Origin of the sequence: Bacillus sp. 17RED48, from assembly GCF_019837545.1 — a bacterium.
GTDB classification, from domain to species: domain Bacteria; phylum Bacillota; class Bacilli; order Bacillales; family Bacillaceae_G; genus Bacillus_A; species Bacillus_A wiedmannii.
In genome coordinates, this window is record NZ_JADAXG010000003.1 from 246,503 (window position 1) to 264,380 (window position 17,878).

Annotated in this window: 22 protein-coding genes; 13 read left to right on the top strand and 9 right to left on the bottom strand. The window is 33.8% G+C overall.

The features are described from left to right. The first annotated feature begins 20 nt into the window (after positions 1-20). From ILT06_RS14115 to ILT06_RS14125, 3 genes are all read left to right on the top strand, one after another. Positions 21-929 carry an iron-hydroxamate ABC transporter substrate-binding protein gene (locus ILT06_RS14115; protein WP_000728221.1) on the top strand — a complete coding sequence of 303 codons (909 nt, stop codon included), beginning with the start codon at positions 21-23 and terminating at the stop codon, positions 927-929. Between the two features lie 215 nt (positions 930-1,144). After that, positions 1,145-1,696, top strand: coding sequence for a GNAT family N-acetyltransferase (locus ILT06_RS14120; RefSeq protein ID WP_064475946.1), 552 nt, complete (start codon positions 1,145-1,147; stop codon positions 1,694-1,696). A 98-nt stretch (positions 1,697-1,794) separates the two neighbouring features. Next, positions 1,795-2,022, top strand: a complete 228-nt coding sequence (locus ILT06_RS14125; RefSeq protein ID WP_001047302.1) for a coiled-coil domain-containing protein — start codon at positions 1,795-1,797, stop codon at positions 2,020-2,022. A gap of 109 nt (positions 2,023-2,131) precedes the next feature. Here ILT06_RS14125 and ILT06_RS14130 read toward each other — a convergent pair whose 3' ends face one another. Then, a complete protein-coding gene (locus ILT06_RS14130) occupies positions 2,132-3,457 on the bottom strand; it encodes an ArsB/NhaD family transporter (protein WP_088047457.1) in 1,326 nt (441 codons plus the stop codon). Between the two features lie 262 nt (positions 3,458-3,719). Here ILT06_RS14130 and ILT06_RS14135 point away from each other — a divergent pair, with 262 nt between their 5' ends. Further along, positions 3,720-4,070 carry a YojF family protein gene (locus ILT06_RS14135; RefSeq protein ID WP_000407039.1) on the top strand — a complete coding sequence of 117 codons (351 nt, stop codon included), beginning with the start codon at positions 3,720-3,722 and terminating at the stop codon, positions 4,068-4,070. A 15-nt stretch (positions 4,071-4,085) separates the two neighbouring features. Beyond that, on the top strand, positions 4,086-4,748 hold the full coding sequence (gene bshB2 / locus ILT06_RS14140; protein WP_000439468.1) for a bacillithiol biosynthesis deacetylase BshB2: 663 nt from the start codon (positions 4,086-4,088) through the stop codon (positions 4,746-4,748). 110 nt (positions 4,749-4,858) lie between these two features. On the opposite strand, the gene ILT06_RS14145 is transcribed toward bshB2, so the two are convergent. After that, positions 4,859-5,287, bottom strand: coding sequence for a cytidine deaminase (locus ILT06_RS14145; protein ID WP_064475944.1), 429 nt, complete (start codon positions 5,285-5,287; stop codon positions 4,859-4,861). A 105-nt stretch (positions 5,288-5,392) separates the two neighbouring features. Beyond that, a complete protein-coding gene (locus ILT06_RS14150; protein WP_064475943.1) occupies positions 5,393-5,944 on the bottom strand; it encodes a DUF5823 family protein in 552 nt (183 codons plus the stop codon). 364 nt (positions 5,945-6,308) lie between these two features. Between ILT06_RS14150 and ILT06_RS14155 the strand changes: the two genes are divergently transcribed. Together ILT06_RS14155 and ILT06_RS14160 are read left to right on the top strand one after the other, a co-directional pair. Continuing rightward, positions 6,309-7,508 carry a multidrug effflux MFS transporter gene (locus tag ILT06_RS14155; protein WP_064475942.1) on the top strand — a complete coding sequence of 400 codons (1,200 nt, stop codon included), beginning with the start codon at positions 6,309-6,311 and terminating at the stop codon, positions 7,506-7,508. A 682-nt stretch (positions 7,509-8,190) separates the two neighbouring features. Further along, on the top strand, positions 8,191-9,582 hold the full coding sequence (locus ILT06_RS14160) for an amino acid permease (RefSeq protein ID WP_064475941.1): 1,392 nt from the start codon (positions 8,191-8,193) through the stop codon (positions 9,580-9,582). A gap of 48 nt (positions 9,583-9,630) precedes the next feature. Here the strand turns inward: ILT06_RS14160 and ILT06_RS14165 are convergent, their stop codons facing one another. Next, a complete protein-coding gene (locus tag ILT06_RS14165) occupies positions 9,631-10,650 on the bottom strand; it encodes a zinc-binding alcohol dehydrogenase family protein (protein ID WP_088047455.1) in 1,020 nt (339 codons plus the stop codon). Positions 10,651-10,837: 187 nt separating this feature from the next. Here ILT06_RS14165 and aiiA point away from each other — a divergent pair, with 187 nt between their 5' ends. Then, positions 10,838-11,590 carry a quorum-quenching N-acyl homoserine lactonase AiiA gene (gene aiiA / locus ILT06_RS14170; RefSeq protein WP_064475939.1) on the top strand — a complete coding sequence of 251 codons (753 nt, stop codon included), beginning with the start codon at positions 10,838-10,840 and terminating at the stop codon, positions 11,588-11,590. 40 nt (positions 11,591-11,630) lie between these two features. On the opposite strand, the gene ILT06_RS14175 is transcribed toward aiiA, so the two are convergent. The 3 genes from ILT06_RS14175 to ILT06_RS14185 all read right to left on the bottom strand — a co-directional run bounded on the left by ILT06_RS14175 (position 11,631) and on the right by ILT06_RS14185 (position 13,139). Further along, entirely contained in the window at positions 11,631-12,125 is a 495-nt protein-coding gene (locus ILT06_RS14175; protein ID WP_141547152.1) for a hypothetical protein, read from the bottom strand. A gap of 89 nt (positions 12,126-12,214) precedes the next feature. Beyond that, the gene (locus tag ILT06_RS14180) at positions 12,215-12,679 is read right to left on the bottom strand and encodes a DMT family transporter (protein ID WP_000965801.1); all 465 of its coding nucleotides are present in this window, start codon (positions 12,677-12,679) and stop codon (positions 12,215-12,217) included. A gap of 13 nt (positions 12,680-12,692) precedes the next feature. After that, positions 12,693-13,139, bottom strand: coding sequence for a DMT family transporter (locus ILT06_RS14185; RefSeq protein ID WP_002096403.1), 447 nt, complete (start codon positions 13,137-13,139; stop codon positions 12,693-12,695). Between the two features lie 109 nt (positions 13,140-13,248). Here ILT06_RS14185 and yeiL point away from each other — a divergent pair, with 109 nt between their 5' ends. From yeiL to ILT06_RS14205, 4 genes are all read left to right on the top strand, one after another. Continuing rightward, entirely contained in the window at positions 13,249-13,941 is a 693-nt protein-coding gene (yeiL, locus tag ILT06_RS14190; protein WP_064475987.1) for a transcriptional regulator YeiL, read from the top strand. Positions 13,942-13,954: 13 nt separating this feature from the next. Further along, positions 13,955-14,305 carry a glyoxalase superfamily protein gene (locus ILT06_RS14195; protein ID WP_000632414.1) on the top strand — a complete coding sequence of 117 codons (351 nt, stop codon included), beginning with the start codon at positions 13,955-13,957 and terminating at the stop codon, positions 14,303-14,305. 208 nt (positions 14,306-14,513) lie between these two features. Continuing rightward, entirely contained in the window at positions 14,514-15,557 is a 1,044-nt protein-coding gene (locus tag ILT06_RS14200) for a flavin-containing monooxygenase (protein ID WP_088047453.1), read from the top strand. Positions 15,558-15,821: 264 nt separating this feature from the next. Then, the gene (locus ILT06_RS14205) at positions 15,822-16,070 is read left to right on the top strand and encodes a hypothetical protein (protein ID WP_000666939.1); all 249 of its coding nucleotides are present in this window, start codon (positions 15,822-15,824) and stop codon (positions 16,068-16,070) included. A gap of 36 nt (positions 16,071-16,106) precedes the next feature. On the opposite strand, the gene ILT06_RS14210 is transcribed toward ILT06_RS14205, so the two are convergent. Both ILT06_RS14210 and ILT06_RS14215 read right to left on the bottom strand, forming a co-directional pair. Further along, a complete protein-coding gene (locus ILT06_RS14210; protein ID WP_064475936.1) occupies positions 16,107-17,144 on the bottom strand; it encodes a serine hydrolase domain-containing protein in 1,038 nt (345 codons plus the stop codon). Positions 17,145-17,255: 111 nt separating this feature from the next. Then, positions 17,256-17,450, bottom strand: a complete 195-nt coding sequence (locus ILT06_RS14215; protein WP_064475935.1) for a hypothetical protein — start codon at positions 17,448-17,450, stop codon at positions 17,256-17,258. A 132-nt stretch (positions 17,451-17,582) separates the two neighbouring features. On the opposite strand from ILT06_RS14215, the gene ILT06_RS14220 reads away from it, so the two are divergent. Then, positions 17,583-17,864 (top strand): hypothetical protein, encoded by a 282-nt coding sequence (locus tag ILT06_RS14220; RefSeq protein WP_064475934.1) that lies wholly within the window; start codon positions 17,583-17,585, stop codon positions 17,862-17,864. Positions 17,865-17,878: the final 14 nt, after the last annotated feature.

Consider the following 17,878-nt stretch of genomic DNA (forward strand, 5'->3'; position numbering starts at 1 on the left):
TACTTCAAAGAGGAGAACATATGAAAAAGAAACTTACTATTTTATTTAGCATGATGTGTATTTTAGTATTAGCAGCATGTGGTCAAACGAAAGCTAATGAAGAGGCAACGAAAAAAACGGAAAAAAGTAATGACCCAAAAATTGCTTCAATGTCTATTCACTTAACAAATGATTTACTTGCATTAGGAATTACACCAGTAGGTTCTGTAATTGGTGGAGATTTAAAAGATTTCTTACCGCATGCAAAAGAACAACTGAAAGATACGAAGAAACTTGGTGTTGTAACTGATCCAAATATGGAAGCATTACTTCAATTAAAGCCATCTGAAATTTATGTTGATGAAAAATACGCTGGCAAAGATGTAGCGAAATACGAAAAAATTGCAAAAACGCATACTTTCAATTTAGATGAAGGTACGTGGAGAGATCATTTAAAACAAGTTGGTAAACTTGTAAACCGTGAGAAAGAAGCGGATACATATATTCAAGATTACGAAGAGCAATCAAAACGAGTAAAAAATTTAATAGATAAAGAGCTAGGTAATAATGAAAAAGTAATGGCAATTCGCGTTACCGCAAAAGAATTACGTGTATTTAGTACGAAAAGACCGATGGGACCAATTTTATTCCAAGACTTAGGATTACAGCCTGCAAATGGTGTAGAGAAAATTGATGGAAACCGTCCTTTTGAAGTCATTTCACAAGAAGTATTACCTGACTTTGATGCAGATGCTATTTTCGTTGTTGTAAACAGAGATGATAAGGCAAAAGCTGCATTTAAGCAACTTCAAGAAACACCAATTTGGAAAGACTTAAAAGCTGTTAAAGGCAAGCATGTATACATTATCAATGACCAACCATGGCTTGACTATTCTGCTTTAGGTAACAAAATGGCAATGGATGAAGCGGAGAAAATGTTTACGAAATAATATCGATTCGTTGTTAGGAAGATCCTCTAAATTTGGGGGTCTTTTTTATTGTTAGAATAAATGAAAAATTATACAATAAATGTAATTTAATGTAGAGGAGATGTGCCAATGTCAGCGCTTATTGTAAGTATCTCGTGTATAAAGCAGTTTATAGAACGAGGGGATAAATAGGCTGAAATAAGTATCCCCGTTATTTAATAAAGGGGGAGTTTGAAATGACAATGAATCTTTTTCAAAATAAAACGATTAAATTATCAGCTATTAGAGAAGCGGATGCTGAAGTAATGGCTATGTGGCAAGAAGATAGTGAGTATTTAAGAAATGTAGATACAGATGTAGCATTCCCGCAATCGATACAAGAAATAGCAAGTAATGGGCTATTAAAAGGACGAAGATCGAATAGTGTTTCTTTCATGGTAAGGACAGTTCAAGATGATCGCTTAATTGGTTTTGTGGCGATTCATGGCATAGAGTGGAATAACAGAATGGGTTTATTAGCCATTGGTATAGGAGAGGGAAATGATAGAGGGAAGGGATATGGAAGAGAAGCAATCAATCTTATATTAAATTATGCATTTTATGAATTGAATTTACACCGCGTCGGTCTTGATGTTATTTCTTATAACAAAGCTGCTATTAAGTTATATAAAAAGATGGGTTTTCAGATGGAAGGCTGTATGAGAGAAGCGGTGCAAAGAGATGGGAAATGTTTTGATCGTATCATTATGGGGATATTGCGGGAGGAATGGATAGAGCTGCAAGATTAAAAATACATTCCATATTATATATGTAGTATGCAGGAGATATACCAGTAATTGGCGAAATTTTACAGTGCACTGATTGATTTTATAAGGAGTTATGCAAAATGAATTTAGAAAAAGCAAAACCAGTAAATGAAGAGGTCGCTGAATTGAAGGAACTAATTAAAGAATTACACGGAAGTGTACATCAACTTCAAAGTGAAGTGCAGCAACTAAGGCACGAAAGACCGGTTGTTGAAGTGAGAAAAGGTGTTCAATTATCGCCAGCAATCGTTGGACAAATTGGCGGTATGATTTTAGGTGGATTAGCAATTATCGGTATATTTTGGTGAACGAAAAAAAGGTATGCAATTTAGCTGCATACCTTTTTCATTTTCGTTATTTGTCGGTAAGTCGATATTCTCTGTAGAATCATCGATATAATTTCACCCACTACAACTATTACATTAAATAACGTAAATATATATAAACATGTGATAGTAATAATGCAATAATAGTTAACGGTAAACCAATTTTTAAGAAGTCCATATACGAGAAAGCATGTCCTTCACGTTTTGCAATACCAGCAACGACTACGTTTGCGGATGCTCCGATTAATGTTCCGTTTCCTCCTAAGCAAGCCCCAAGTGATAACGCCCACCATAGTACTTCAATTTGCGGAGAGTCGACAGATAATCCGAGTCCTGTAGCTAAATCTTGAATAAGTGGTATCATCGTTGCGACAAATGGGATATTGTCAATTGTTGCAGATGCAATGCCTGATACCCATAAGATAAGTATCGCAGCGAAACCGATATCACCGTTCGTTACGTCGAGCACTTCTTTTGCGAGTGAAGAAATGAGCCCGATATCAATTAACCCGCCAACGAGAACGAATAATCCAGCGAAGAAGAAAATGGTTACCCATTCAACGTGGGCAAATACATCTTCAATATCATGTTCTTTTACGCCAATTAGCATAAGAATTGTAGCGCCTGTCATCGCGATAACCGCAGCGTCTACATGAATAATCGAATGAAGTACAAAGCCTAAAATAGTTAGTCCTAAAATTGAAATGGATTTTAAAAGGAGGCTTTGATCTTTAATATAATCTTTTTCGTTCAATGCCATTAATATTTTAATTTGCTCAGGTGTTGTTTTTAGTTTGTTACGATACATAAAGTAAATAATGCCAAGTGTAACAATAGAAATAATAATTACGATTGGAGCTAAGTTTAGTAAAAAGGCATTAAAGTCTAAATGCTTATTTGCTGATCCAATCATAATGTTCGGTGGGTCACCGATTAATGTTGCTGTTCCGCCTATATTTGAAAATAGCACTTCTGAAATCAAATAAGGAACAGGGTTTACTTTTAAAATACGTGTAATGGATAGTGTAACAGGTACGATTAATAAGACGGTTGTTACGTTGTCCAAAAATGCAGAACCAACTGCGGTTAATAAAGATAGTAATAATAAAATGCGGATTGGTTTTCCACCAGCTGCCTTAGCTGCTTTAATAGCCACAAATTCAAATACGCCTGATTGACTCGTAATATGTACGAGAATCATCATCCCAATTAAAAGGGTGATTGTTTCCCATTGAATATGTGATGTGAAAGCGGTATGTAAATCTACAACTCCAAAAATAATCATAATAGCAGCGCCGAATAGTGCGATTACAGCACGATTCAATTTCTCAGAAATAATAAATCCGTACGTGATTAAAAATACGGCAATTGCAAAATAATATTGCCAATTTGCTACTTCATGTGCTGATTGTTCCAATCATGTCACCTTCTTTAAAGTATGTATTCAATTGTCGAAATGTATCTCGCTATATTAATACGGGATAAAATATATTGTAGCAAATTCAAAAAAGAAAGAAAACTATTTAACAAAGTGAAGGAAAAAATATGATTTTTACATATCATATAAAAAATATAAAAAACACAGTGCAAATTATTAGGAAAAGTGAGCATTGTCCTCTAATATAGAGATAGCAATTTACATTATTTTTGCGTAAAATGGTTTAAAGAGGTGAATTCCGATGGAAATAGTAAAAGATAGTTCTCTTATTCAAAATGAAATTGAACGTTTTGTAAATAAAGATGTATATATTCATTTAGAAACAACGAACGGAGCGTATGCGTCACACTTTAACGAAAAGATGATGACAGTTGGAGCATTCATTCGAAATGCAATTATTCGCTTTGAGCGCGGGAAGATTACTGGAACGAATCCATACCGAGTTGGTTTGAAAATGGATCATGGCTGGGTATATGCAGAAGGTATTACGCACTGGGAAGTAGACGATAAAGAGCGTTTATTACTAGCAGGGCATGATAACCAAGGCCGCTTAGCAGTTGCACTTGAGTTAAGCTTAACACCATTTAAGTAAGAAGGAGGGAAACTTATGGAGAGACATGTACTTGTTGTATTTCCGCATCCAGATGATGAAGCATTTGCGGCGGGAGGAACAATTCGCTTATTAACAGATCAAGGAGTACCTGTAACGTATGCATGTGGTACTTTAGGACAAATGGGACGTAACATGGGGAAAAATGTATTCGCTAACCGTGAAACGATTCCAAATATCCGTGAAAAAGAATTAAAAGATGCATGTGAAGCGATGGGAATTCAAGATTTAAGAATGCTTGGTTTTCATGATAAAACGTTAGAATTTGAAGATGTTGATTTCGTTGCAGATAAAATTGAAGCAATCATTCAAGAAGTAAATCCATCTCGAATTATTACATTTTATCCAGAGCACGGCGTACATCCAGATCATGATGCATTTGGCCGCGCAGTCGTTCGTGCTGTATCACGTATGCAAAAAGAAGAACGTCCAGTCATTCATGCAGTTGCGATTACGAGAAATCGCGAAGCTGTATTAGGTGAGCCGGATGTTGTAAATAATATTAGTGAAGTATTCGAGCATAAATTAGCTGCACTAGGTGCGCATCGTTCACAAACAGAAGCGATGTTAGAAGAAACACATGCAAAAATCAAAAATAAAGATGCAGCAACGTTAAAATGGCTGCAACTTGAACAATTTTGGACTTATAAATGGGAGTAGGCTAGAAGGAAACTTCTAGTAGCTCTTACATAGAAAAAGCACCGTCATTTGTGACGGTGCTTTTTTAGTGAATAATCTTTATTCTCCGCTATTTGAGAGTAACCTTCACTTTATCGTGTACTCCATTCTTTTGTAAATTCATCATGATATGCTTCGCTCCAATGGTATGGCTGCAACTCTTTTAACGGTTTGAAAATAATATCTTGTTTAGAATTTGTAATGGCGCATAGTACTTCTGGTCCCCAATAAAATAAACGTTCTTGGCATACACCACAAGGTGATAATACTTTTAATTCAGAATGCTCATTTTCCCTTGCAAGACAAATAGAATGTGTAACTTTCTTATGAAATTTATGAGCTTCTAAAATTGCACCTGTTTCCATACAAAGTTCTGTTGAAGCGTTTATTACGTCAGGGGCCACACTTGTATAAATGGATCCATCTTCTACACGGATTGCTGCAGCTCCGCCCCAATTATGCGGATACCTTTGTTCAATTAAATTTTTCACTGCTTCATATAATTGTTGTTCAATGCTCAATTGTAGTCCTCATTTCTGCTTAATTTTCGATTCAATGACTGTTATTTTTATAGTAATACCGTTAAAAAAGAATAGACACTCAATTTCAAACTATAAATTCAAGAATTATTTTTCATCTGCATACTTTTCCTCTAAGGCAATTAATAGAGGAATTGATATAGTTACAAGAATGATTAAAGTGTTTATAAAAGATTTAGAAAGAGAAAAAGAACCTTCGATTAAAAGTGATAAAAATTTGAATGAAAGTATACTTGTTATTAAGGAAACTACTAAAAAGCTAAAAAGAGACAAATTTTTATTTTTGATAGATGTTTCTATAAAATCTTTAAGACAGCTTATGACGACAAATATAGTTAATATAATAAGAGAAATAAAATAATGTGTTACATTTGTCATACTAATAGTAGGATCGTCTATTATGTAAGCAAGTAACTTAGATACTAACATACCTCCAAATAATAAAATAATAAAAGCAAGTAATCCTTCCGATGTATAAGTGCTGAAATTATCTTTCTTATTAAAGAGTTTATAATTCAGAGTAGATTGGCTTATTTGAATTAGGAATAGGGTAATAATCCACACATAATATACAATTGGTAATTCTCCTGAGAATAGAGCAATCAGGAAATTTATTACTGTCCTTAAAATTTCAATCATTACGAAAGGCCTCCTGTTTGTAAGCTTTGCGACATTAAAATATGCTAGTTTATCGTTTCATAAACAGATCTGTAAATTCAAACTATTTATAATTATTCCATAAAAAGGTAGTGGTATCAAGTTGTCTTTTTTACAAAACCTCCAAGACTCAACACTAGAAAAAGAACCGCAATATGTAATATAATTGAAAAAGTATATTTAAAAATTAATGTTAATATTACCCTCCTATAAGTATTAACATACGTAATTGAGGTGTTTTTTTTGTTGTTTTATGATCGAATTTCTATAATGGCCCCTCCTGTTCCGTAGCTTAGGAAAGTCTTTTTATTTCTGAGATTTTCAAAGTTATAGGAGGGTATGAAAAATGAAAAAAGTCTCAGTACCATCAATTTTGTTAATGATTATTCTTGTGGCATTTCCGCAAATTAGTGAAACGATTTACACACCGTCTTTACCTGACATTTCAAAGGCGCTACATGTAAGTAATAATGAGGTACAGTTAACTCTTAGTGTGTATTTCGCTGGATTTGCTTTAGGTGTATTTTTTATTGGATGGTTATCGGATATAATTGGCCGTCGCCCGGCAATGTTATTTGGAATTGTAATATATGGTGTAGGTAGTTTCTTATGCTTTATTGCAAATTCCATTGAAGTTTTATTGCTAAGTCGTTTTATTCAAGCGTTTGGAGCAAGTGCTGGCTCTGTTGTTACACAAACGATTCTTCGTGAAAGTGTAGAAGGGCATAAGAGGCATGTTATGTTTGCTCAAATCTCGGCAGTCATTGCTTTTACTCCAGCGATAGGACCATTAATTGGTGGCTTTCTTGATCAAATGTTTGGATTTAAAATCGTATTTTTGAGTTTAGTAGTTATGAGCATTGGAATTTTGCTGTATACGTTTGTTTCTCTTCCCGAAACAAAGACGAACGCAATAACGAATAAAATCAATGTGTTTTCTGTTTTAAAACGATTGATTACAAATCCGAAAGTAGTAACATACGGGTTATTAATTGGAGGAGCGAATGGTGTTTTATTTAGCTATTATGCAGAAGCGCCGTTTATCTTTATTGAATACTTTCAGTTATCGCCTAGTATGTATGGACTTCTAGGAATTGTTGTTGCTTCTGCTTCTATTATTGGAGCGAAAGTTTCAAAACGATTGCTTGCCACATATAAACCAGAGAAGATTATATATATCGGTTGTCTTGTAATGACTGGGGGAGCTATCCTTTTATCTGTTATTACTTCACTGGGATCAAATCCAAACATAATATATATGATTGGATTTTTAGTAGCGATGTTTATATTGCTATTAGGAATTGGGATAGCGTTACCTAACTGTTTAAGTTTAGCATTAGTAGATTTTCAAGATGTCATTGGTACAGCCGGAGCATTGTTTAGCTTAGGATACTATGTAATTGTAACAATGACAATTTGGGGAATGAGCCAGCTGCATACGGGCTCGTTACTGGTGATGCCACTTTATTTTCTGGTTATAGTAGTTATCATGATGTTGTTTACTAAAGTGTTTATTTTAGGTAAACAAACTTCAAAAATGATTTAAATATGAAATGGTAAAAGAGTCTCATTTTTTAATGAGACTCTTTTATATTTTATGAAGATGATTAGTGGATATACGAACAAAAATTAAAGGTATTGTTGAGGGGAAGATAAAAGCTGAAGAGAAAAGTTTTCCGCTTTCCGGTGTATTGTTGATTGTTTTAAGTGTAGTGATGTATTTCTTAAAGTAGGAGATGGGATAGAGAAGCTAGTTACTATGTAGTTCTACTAATATATTAAATTTTTGCGTGATGTGTTAATTGCATGTGTAAGTAATTATAGTGCAAACTATAATTAGTGAAGTATATGCGGTATGAAACCGAGGAGACCCTATCTTCCTCGGTTATTTATACTGTAATAATATTCATACCGGAATCATATTGAATAGATGTATTTTATTGTTAATTTAGTTAAAAATTAATCAGACTATGTATAATGATTTACCGAAAAAATAATTGAACTTTTCAGACAAATGAATTAATATAAGGTAAGTAATTTTAAGATTTATAGAATATTGGAAGATGAAAGGTTTTGAGAATTTTGTAAGAGGCAAAAAACGATTTTAGGATAGCTTTAAAGTTAGTCTGAAATGACGTTTGCTTCATCATTTTCAGGGCCGAAAGGAATTAGGGGAAAGTATCTTGTTTTAAAATGCGGCTATGAATCATCTAAGAGGGGGAAGTGAAGTGGCAAACAAAGAATTGAAAAGAGGTTTAGAAGCACGTCATATTCAAATGATCGCTTTAGGCGGAACGATTGGTGTTGGCTTGTTTATGGGGTCAGCCAGCACGATTAAATGGACAGGTCCGTCAGTAATGCTTGCGTATGCAATTGCAGGTATTTTTATCTTCTTCATTATGCGTGCGATGGGTGAAATGTTGTATATGGAGCCGAGTACAGGTTCATTTGCGACGTTCGGTCATAAGTATATTCATCCGCTAGCTGGCTATATGACAGCGTGGAGTAACTGGTTCCAGTGGGTTATCGTTGGGATGTCAGAAATTATTGCGGTTGGAGCATATATGAAATATTGGTTCCCGGAATTACCAGCTTGGATACCAGGCGTAATCGCAATGGTTATTCTTGGCGCAGCTAACTTAATTTCTGTTAAGTCATTTGGTGAATTTGAATTTTGGTTTGCGATGATTAAAATCGTTACGATTCTATTAATGATTATTGCGGGATTTGGACTTATTTTCTTTGGAATTGGTAACGGCGGAGAAGCGATTGGCATATCTAATCTTTGGTCAAATGGCGGTTTCTTTACAGGTGGTTTTTCAGGATTCTTCTTTGCATTATCACTTGTAGTTGGCGCATACCAAGGTGTAGAATTAATTGGTATTACTGCTGGTGAAGCGAAGGATCCGAAGAAGACACTTACAAGAGCGATTCAAAGTACAATTTGGCGTATTTTAATATTCTATATCGGTGCTATTTTCGTTATTGTAACTGTGTATCCATGGGATCAATTAAGTACAATTGGTAGTCCGTTCGTAGCAACTTTTGCGAAGGTTGGTATTACGGCAGCAGCTGGACTGATTAACTTCGTTGTTATTACAGCGGCAATGTCTGGTTGTAATAGTGGTATTTATAGTGCGGGTCGTATGCTTTATACGTTAGGTGTAAATGGACAAGCGCCGAAATATTTCACGAAACTTTCTGGAAATGGCGTACCTTTATTCGGTACAGTTGGCGTAATTATCGGTTTAGCAGTTGGTGTTGTATTAAGTTATATTGCACCGAAAAATTTATTCGTGTATGTATATAGTGCGAGTGTACTTCCTGGTATGGTACCATGGTTCGTCATTTTAATTAGTCAAATTAACTTTAGAAAAGCAAAAGGGGCAGAGATGAAAGATCATCCGTTCAAAATGCCATTTGCTCCTGTTACAAACTATTTGACAATTGCCTTTTTAATTATGGTATTAATCGGAATGTGGTTTAACGATGATACACGCATTTCACTAGTTGTAGGTATTGTTTTCTTAGCTATCGTAACAATTAGTTTCTATGCTTTCGGAATAGGGAAACGACCTCCGTTAGACGTTCAAAATGATCAAGAGATTTCAAGTAAATAAAGATAGTAAAAAGTCCGATTTCTCATATGAAAATCGGACTTTTTGTTATTAAAATTTCTCTAAAACGATTTTCCCAATCGTACTTCCGCTTTCAAGCAGTGTATGTGCTTTCTTTACGTTTTCAGCGTTAATTGGTGTGAATGTTTCATTTAAAGTAGTCTTTAAAATACCTTCATCTAAAAGTTCGCTTACTTTATTTAATAGTTCGTGCTGCGTAATCATGTCGCCAGTTTCATACATCGCTTTTGTAAACATAAACTCCCAAACGAATGTAGCACTTTTACTTTTTAAAATACCCATTTCAAGAGGGTGTTCATTTTCTACGATAGAGCAAATTTTTCCTTGTGGCTTAATGAGCTCACATATTGCTTGCCAATGTTGATCTGTATTGTTTAAGCAGAAAATATAATCTACATCTTTTAGCCCAAACTCTAATATTTGATCTTGTAAAGGTTGGTGATGGTTAACGATATAATCGGCACCGAATTTTTCAACCCAGTGTATTGTTTCATTACGAGATGCAGTTGTGATTACATTCAGTCCAGCCCATTTCGCAAGTTGAATTGCAATTGAACCTACACCACCAGCTCCACCGATAATTAAAATGTTTTTAAATGTATTTGTATCTTTCTTATTATAATCAATTCCCAAACGTTCGAATAAACCTTCCCAAGCCGTAATAGCTGTTAAAGGAAGTGCTGCAGATTCAGCATCACTTAACGTTTTTGGTTTTTTACCAACGATTCTTTCATCAACTAAATGGTATTCACTATATGTACCTTGTCTCGTAATGCTTCCAGCGTAAAACACTTCGTCGCCTTCTTTAAATAACGTACAACCTTCGCCCGTTTGTACGACAATACCACTTGCATCCCAGCCAAGTATTTTCGCTACATCTTCTTTTTTATCTTTCGGAGAGCGAACTTTTGTATCAACTGGGTTAACGGAAATAGCGTTAATTTTAACGAGTATATCTCTTCCTGTAGCAACAGGTCTTTCAACTTCAATATCAATTAAACTGTTTTCTTCTTCAATAGGTAAGTATTCATGTAAACCAATTGCTTTCATTTATATTCCCTCCATTAAAGTAAGAGTCATTTACTCTTTTATTATAGATGGTGAAATGCCATTATGTAAAAAAGTACACTCTTTTTTATTTATGCTGGTATGAAAGTGTGGAAGGAGTTTATTTCTAAAAAGCAGAATTATTTACTGTGTTACTTTATCTTAAATTAAATGTAAAGGTGGATACATAATGTCAGTAAAAAAGCTTTATTTCATCCCAGCAGGTCGTTGTATGTTAGATCATTCTTCTGTTAATAGTACGCTCACACCGGGAAATTTATTGAACTTACCTGTATGGTGTTATCTTTTGGAGACAGAAGAGGGGCCTATTTTAGTAGATACAGGTATGCCAGAAAGTGCAGTTAATAATGAAGGTCTTTTTAACGGTACATTTGTCGAAGGACAGGTTTTACCGAAAATGACTGAAGAAGATAGAATCGTGAATATTTTAAAACGGGTTGGTTATGAGCCGGATGACCTTCTTTATATTATTAGTTCTCACTTGCATTTTGATCATGCAGGAGGAAATGGCGCTTTTATAAATACACCAATCATTGTACAGCGTGCTGAATATGAGGCGGCGCAGCATAGCGAAGAATATTTGAAAGAATGTATATTGCCGAATTTAAACTACAAAATCATTGAAGGGGATTATGAAGTCGTACCAGGAGTTCAAGTATTGCATACACCAGGCCATACTCCAGGGCATCAATCGCTATTAATTGAGACAGAAAAATCCGGTCCTGTATTATTAACGATTGATGCATCGTATACGAAAGAGAATTTTGAAAATGAAGTGCCATTTGCTGGATTTGATCCAGAATTAGCTTTATCTTCAATTAAACATTTAAAAGAAGTTGTGATAAAAGAGAAGCCAATTGTTTTCTTTGGGCATGATATAGAGCAGGAAAAGGGATGTAAAGTGTTCCCTGAATATATATAGTGCAAAAAGTCATGAGCTCATTTGCTCATGACTTTTTCGTTTAAATAATTTTTTTAAATAAGTTATAAACTTTTTTTGAATTATCTTCATTTAATTGATAGTACGTAAGGTTTACATCATCAAGAGTATCTTGCTGAGCGATCATTACTTCACTACTGTGATGATCAACTACCCATATGAAATATTTTTTATAAGTTCCATCCTCGAAAGTAATCCACATATCACAATCTATTAAATCTGATCCTTCTTCATCTAATGTTAATTTTCCTTTTTTGGCGGTATCCATACTGTTAATGAATGTTTTTAATTCATCTGTTTTTGTGAGAAAGATATCTTTTTTTGTTTTAATTGACTCGACATGTATATCTTTTATTTCCTGTTTTCCTAAAAAGACAGGGGGCTCATTTGGGTCTCTTTGAGTTGAAATGATAGTAGCTTTCTTCTTTGGTTTATTTGCTGTATAGAAATCTTGAATAGATTTCCCTGAGTTTAAAAACCATACGATACCAAAAATAATCAATGCGCTACCGAGCAGTAAAATGATTTTCTTAATAGAATATTCTCCTCTCTATTACTTCGTATAAAGAGCTTTTCTATTAATATATGATAGGTAAGCGTAAAGTATTATAGTTGAACTTGGTTATTCTGCACAGTTTTAACAGGGCGATCTACGAGTAAATTGTAAGTTAGCCCAATTAGTACGAAAATGCCACCGACAACTTTTCCCATTGATAGTTCGTGTGACAAGATGAAATCAATGATAGTCCCCGCAAATAATTGTCCGATAAAGATGAGTAACGTTAAATAAAATGCTGATATTTTAGGCGTAATATAGTTCGATAACGAGATGACGATAACGCCTACTAATCCGCCTAAGTAAACAGCGATAGGAATAGATTGCAACGTATGGCTAGGAATATAAAATGAATCTGAACTGAAAATTAAAAATAACATAGAGAAAAATAATCCAGTAATATAATTAAAAAACGTGCCTTCCCAATTTCCAATCTTCGCTGCTAAATTCGCGTTAATAATTCTAGCAACAACGATAGAAACACCAGCTAAAATAGCGATAGTAATATATAACATTTTCTTGCCTCCATTAATAAATTGTCATGATTATAATTCCGGAAGAGATGAAACATAATCCAATTAGTTTTTTCTTTTCAAACTTTGCAACTTTCATTCCTAATAAGCCGAAATGGTCAATAACGATGGAAGCGATAGATTGACCGAGTAAACTTAATGCGATCGTAATAGAGGCACCAAGGACGGAGAAACTTATATTATTAAAAAGAACAGTGAATACTCCAATCGCACCAGCGCTATATAAAAAAAGTGGAATGCTTTTATCAAAATAAATTTTATTTTTGTTAATGATTAAAATGAAGATAACTGCAATTAAACCGACAAGGTGGATGACAACGCTCGCTGTGTACTTGCCAATTAACTCAGATAAAATCCCATTCAATGGAAGCATAACGGCGATGAGCACACCAATAAAGACAGAAAGAAAGTTATACAATGTAATATCCCCTTTGTATTTCATATTTGTAATGACTGTATCATGCTGAAATTGTGTATTACTATGACATATGTCATAGTGGAAGGAGAAAATTTTGATTACAATGGGGAGTAGTTGTAAAGGCGGGGGAACTATGAAGAAAGTATGTAATTCAATTAAATTAGCACATTATATGAAACAAAATAATATTGATTCATTTTTTAGTAATGATATGAAACCGTATATGGAACTCATATTTTTTAAAAAGAATGAGTTTATTTGTAGAGAAAATGAAGAGATAGATTATTTATTTTTCTTCGTTGAAGGAAAAGCAAAAGCGTTTAATACATTAAGTAACGGGAAATCTGTATTATTATGCTTTTATGATAGTTTGCAGCTGTTAGGAGATGTGGAGTTAATTCATTCTCAAAAGACTGCTTCAAACGTACAAGTAATGGCAGATTCATATTGTGTTGGTTTACCTTTAGGAAAAGTGAGAAATCAACTATTTCATGATGCGAAATTTTTACGATGTATTTGTGGATCGTTAGCACATAAGTTAAATCGACTTTCAAAAAATAGTACAATTAATTTACTATATCCACTTGAAAATAGACTTGCGAGTTACATGTTAGCAGCAGGGGAACGAGCGGTGCAGCACGGAAATCGAATTGTATTTAGTGGGAATTTAACAGAGACAGCTGAATTGTTAGGAACGAGTTATCGACACCTATTACGTACATTAAATGTTTTTTGTGATAAAGAGATTATAAAAAAGAACAATGGTTGCTTTGAAGTAGTGAATGTTGAAGTTTTGAGGGAATTGGCGGCAGATGTTTATAAATAGGAGGAGATAATAAATGATTACACCTATATTTAGAATTTTTGATGTTGAAAAAGCAAAGCTATTTTACATAGATTTTTTAGGGTTTAAAATGGATTGGGAACATCGGTATGAGGAACATATGCCATTATATATACAAATTTCGTTACATGATGCTGTAATACATTTATCAGAACATCATGGGGATGCTTCGCCAGGCGGTGCGATTCGGGTCAAAATAGATAATGTAAAGGATTATCATTCTATATTATTAAGTAAAGAATATGCTTATTCGAAGCCAAATATAGAAAAAACACCTTGGGATACAATCGAATTAACTGTAATTGATCCGTTTTCAAATAGAATCGTATTTTATGAGGAGAGATGATAGAGCAGGAAGGGATTAATATATAAATTTTTTAGAGAGAGTGCAGTGTAATTGCGTATTAAATAAATGTAATGAAGAGTAGTTCATAAAGCAGTGAACTGCTCTTTTTCATTTTGTTAAACAGATTGAATTATTGAAAAATAAATCGTATGATAAAACATATGAACAAATGAGCATATATTCATGTGAAATAGGAAGGAGGAAAAGGATGTTAGATGCAATTATCGTTGGAGCTGGTCAAGCTGGATTAACAATGGGATATTACTTGAAGCAAGAAGGTTATAATTTTTTATTACTTGAGGCAGGAAACCGAATTGGGGATTCATGGAGAAATCGATATGATTCTTTACAGCTCTTCACACCGAGGGAATATAGTAGTTTACCAGGTATGATAGTAAAAGGAGAAGGAAAGGGATTTCCGTGTAAAGATGAAATGGCAACATATTTAGAAGAATATGCAAGGTACTTTACATTACCAATCCAATTGCAAACCAAAGTTTTAAAAATAAAGAAAGAAAAAGAGATATTCGAATTACATACTCCTACAGAAGTTTTACAAGCAAAAAAGGTTGTTATCGCAACAGGTGGTTTTCAGCAACCATACATTCCCTCATTTTCACAACATCTTTCATCGCATGTTTTTCAAATACATTCATCACAATATAAATCACCATCACAAATTCCTAAGGGAAAAGTACTAGTAGTAGGTGGCGGTAATTCCGGAATGCAAATTGCAGTAGAACTTGCAAAAACTCATGAAGTTACAATGTCTATCAGTCATCCTTTAACATTTTTACCGTTACATCTTTTTAGAAAAAGCATTTTTAGTTGGTTAGAAAAATTGGGTTTATTGTACGCCGAAGTAAATACTAAGAGGGGAAAATGGTTTCAGAAGAGAAAGGATCCTATTTTTGGTTTTGAAGGCAAAGAACTTATTCGTAATAGAGCAATTAAACTAGAGGAAAAAGTGGTTAGTGCATCAGAAAATAATATTATGTTTCAAAATGGTGGCACGTATAGTGCAGAAAGCATTATATGGTCAACTGGTTTTATTCAGAACTATAAATGGATTGAACTAGAAAAGGCAGTGAATGAGAATGGATTTCCTAATCATGTAAGAGGAATAAGTCCAGTAAAAGGATTATATTATATCGGTTTGCCGTGGCAATCTCAAAGGGGATCTGCACTTATTTGTGGTGTAGGAAAGGATGCAGCGTATATACTTTCTGAAATCAAAAAAATAGATCAGTAGCAACGACTACTGATCATCCATATGTACATGAATTAGGAGAGGTCAAACATTTATTAACTTTATTATAATAGATTTTCATAAGAATAAAAACTGAAAATTCTAATTTTATGTTGAGAAAGTTTTTTGTATCGAAATATATAAAAGAATAGGGTTTTTAGTAAAAGAGATATGATATTTATATTTTAATAAATTGTGATATAGTTTATGAAGAATAGATTACATAAAATGTTATTTTATTACATAGTGATGAAGGGGGAAATTGTTGTGAAGTTTGATGATCAACGCCTACTAGGAGTACGATTAGGTTCTATACTTGTAACAGAGGAAAATCAATATTTAGTAGTAAAGAAAAAAGATCATTATGCATTATTAAATATACATAATTTAGAATGCACACATGTTGAAGTGCAGCTAGAACATATTGAAGAAATGTTGCAGGAAGATTTCCAAGAAAGTATAACGGAGATTATCGCACCAGAACATATAAAAATTGTTGCGAAAAATGTAATATAAAGAAAGAAGCTGGAAGGAACAGCTTCTTTCTTTTCATTATAAGGATAACGTTTTTAAAACGTCACCAATAATCCCTTTCATTTGATGAACACCTAAGTCAGCATTCGTCATAATAACAGCACCATTACCTCGGTATGGATAGCATACCATCATACATTGAAACCCAACGCCCCATCCAAGTGAATACATTTGTAAGTCTTTATTCGAATCATCTAGAAACACACCTAACCCAGTCCATTTTGAGCAACCTTGAGGAGAAATCATGTCTTGTACTAATTTTTGAGAAAGTTTTAGTTTGCTCATTCCTTGCAAGGAATGAATGATTTCAATAACTAAAGTTGATAAGTCAGTTGGTGTTGTCCAAATACCTGAAGAAGCTGCGAATGGATAAAATGGATACTTCTCATTTGTAATGGTGCCATCTTTATTATGCCCACAAGCAAAGGCCTCCATTTTATTTATATCTTTAGTAGAGAATAGTATGCTATTTTTCAGTTGTAGTGGCTGAAAGATATATTCTTCAAGTAAAAGATTGAATGGTTTTCCAGTTATATCTTCAAGTAGTAGTTCAATAATACAAAAGTTTGCATCTGAGTAGTGAAATTCGCTTTTTGGTTTATAAGTCACTTCAATCGGTACTGGACAATATGATGTTTTGCCGGCAAGGAGTTCAGACAAGTTTGGTCGTCCTTGTGCAAGTGTATAATGTTCAAAACTATTAGGAGGGTCAATAATTCCAGATTGGTGGCTTAATAAATTTCGCAACGTGACTTTGTTCTGTGAGGTAAATAGATTGGTAGGTATGTTCCAAGATGTGAGTCTATCATTTACGTCTTCATCTAAAGGCACGATTTCCTGATCTGATAGCGTTAGTACGAGCATTGCAGTGATGAACTTGCTGATAGAACAAGAATTGAATATGGAATTCGTAGTGACAGTTCTAGTTGTTCCAGATTCAAGTGTTCCGAAAGCAATCGTTTCGTCTAGTTTGCCATCACGTATAACGGCAAGGCTTAAACCTGCAACGGAATATTGGTTCATTTTCTCGTATATAATGTGATTTTTTAAGTTCATAGTGACTCCTTTCTTATAAAAGACAGAATGTTAGTTCTATTATACGGTAGTTAATAGAGAGAATGAGAGAAAAAGAAAAAACTTCATCTTTTATCGATGAAGTTCTTTTAGTTAATTCGAAGTGAATGCTTTAAAAAATTTATCTCGGTACATGTACATTAACCATGAGGCTGTTAGTAAGGAAATAATACTTTGTTTGTTTTGAATTGGCGCATTGAAAACAAGCCAGCCAACGATATCAAATAATAAATGTAGTGCAATTGAAAGAACTACAAATAGTAGTAACGTCTTAAAAAATCGTTTCATGAAGTGCCTCCTAAAATAAAAGGTTTTATCAACAGTGTTGTATATTACTATTATACATTAAATGTGTTTTGTGGTAAAATTTACATAAATTAGTGAAATAAAACAAATGAAAGCTAATGAGGAGGAATAGTCATGGAATTTTGGATGATCATACCGATAGCGGTCTTTGGGTTTATTTATATCGTTGAAAAATTAAATAGAATCGAAAAGAAAACGGATGCACGTTTAAAGAGGATGGAAGATAGATTACAGCTAATTACGAAAGAAATGGGAATTGTAGATAGGGAACCTGAAATTAATAAAGAGTTGCGTCAGCTCTTAGAAGAAGGAAAAACAGTTACAGCAGTTAAGAGAGTAAGAGAAGCTTTTGGATTTTCCTTATTAGAAGCGAAGCAATATGTTGATAAATTATAAAAAAGATCATCCAT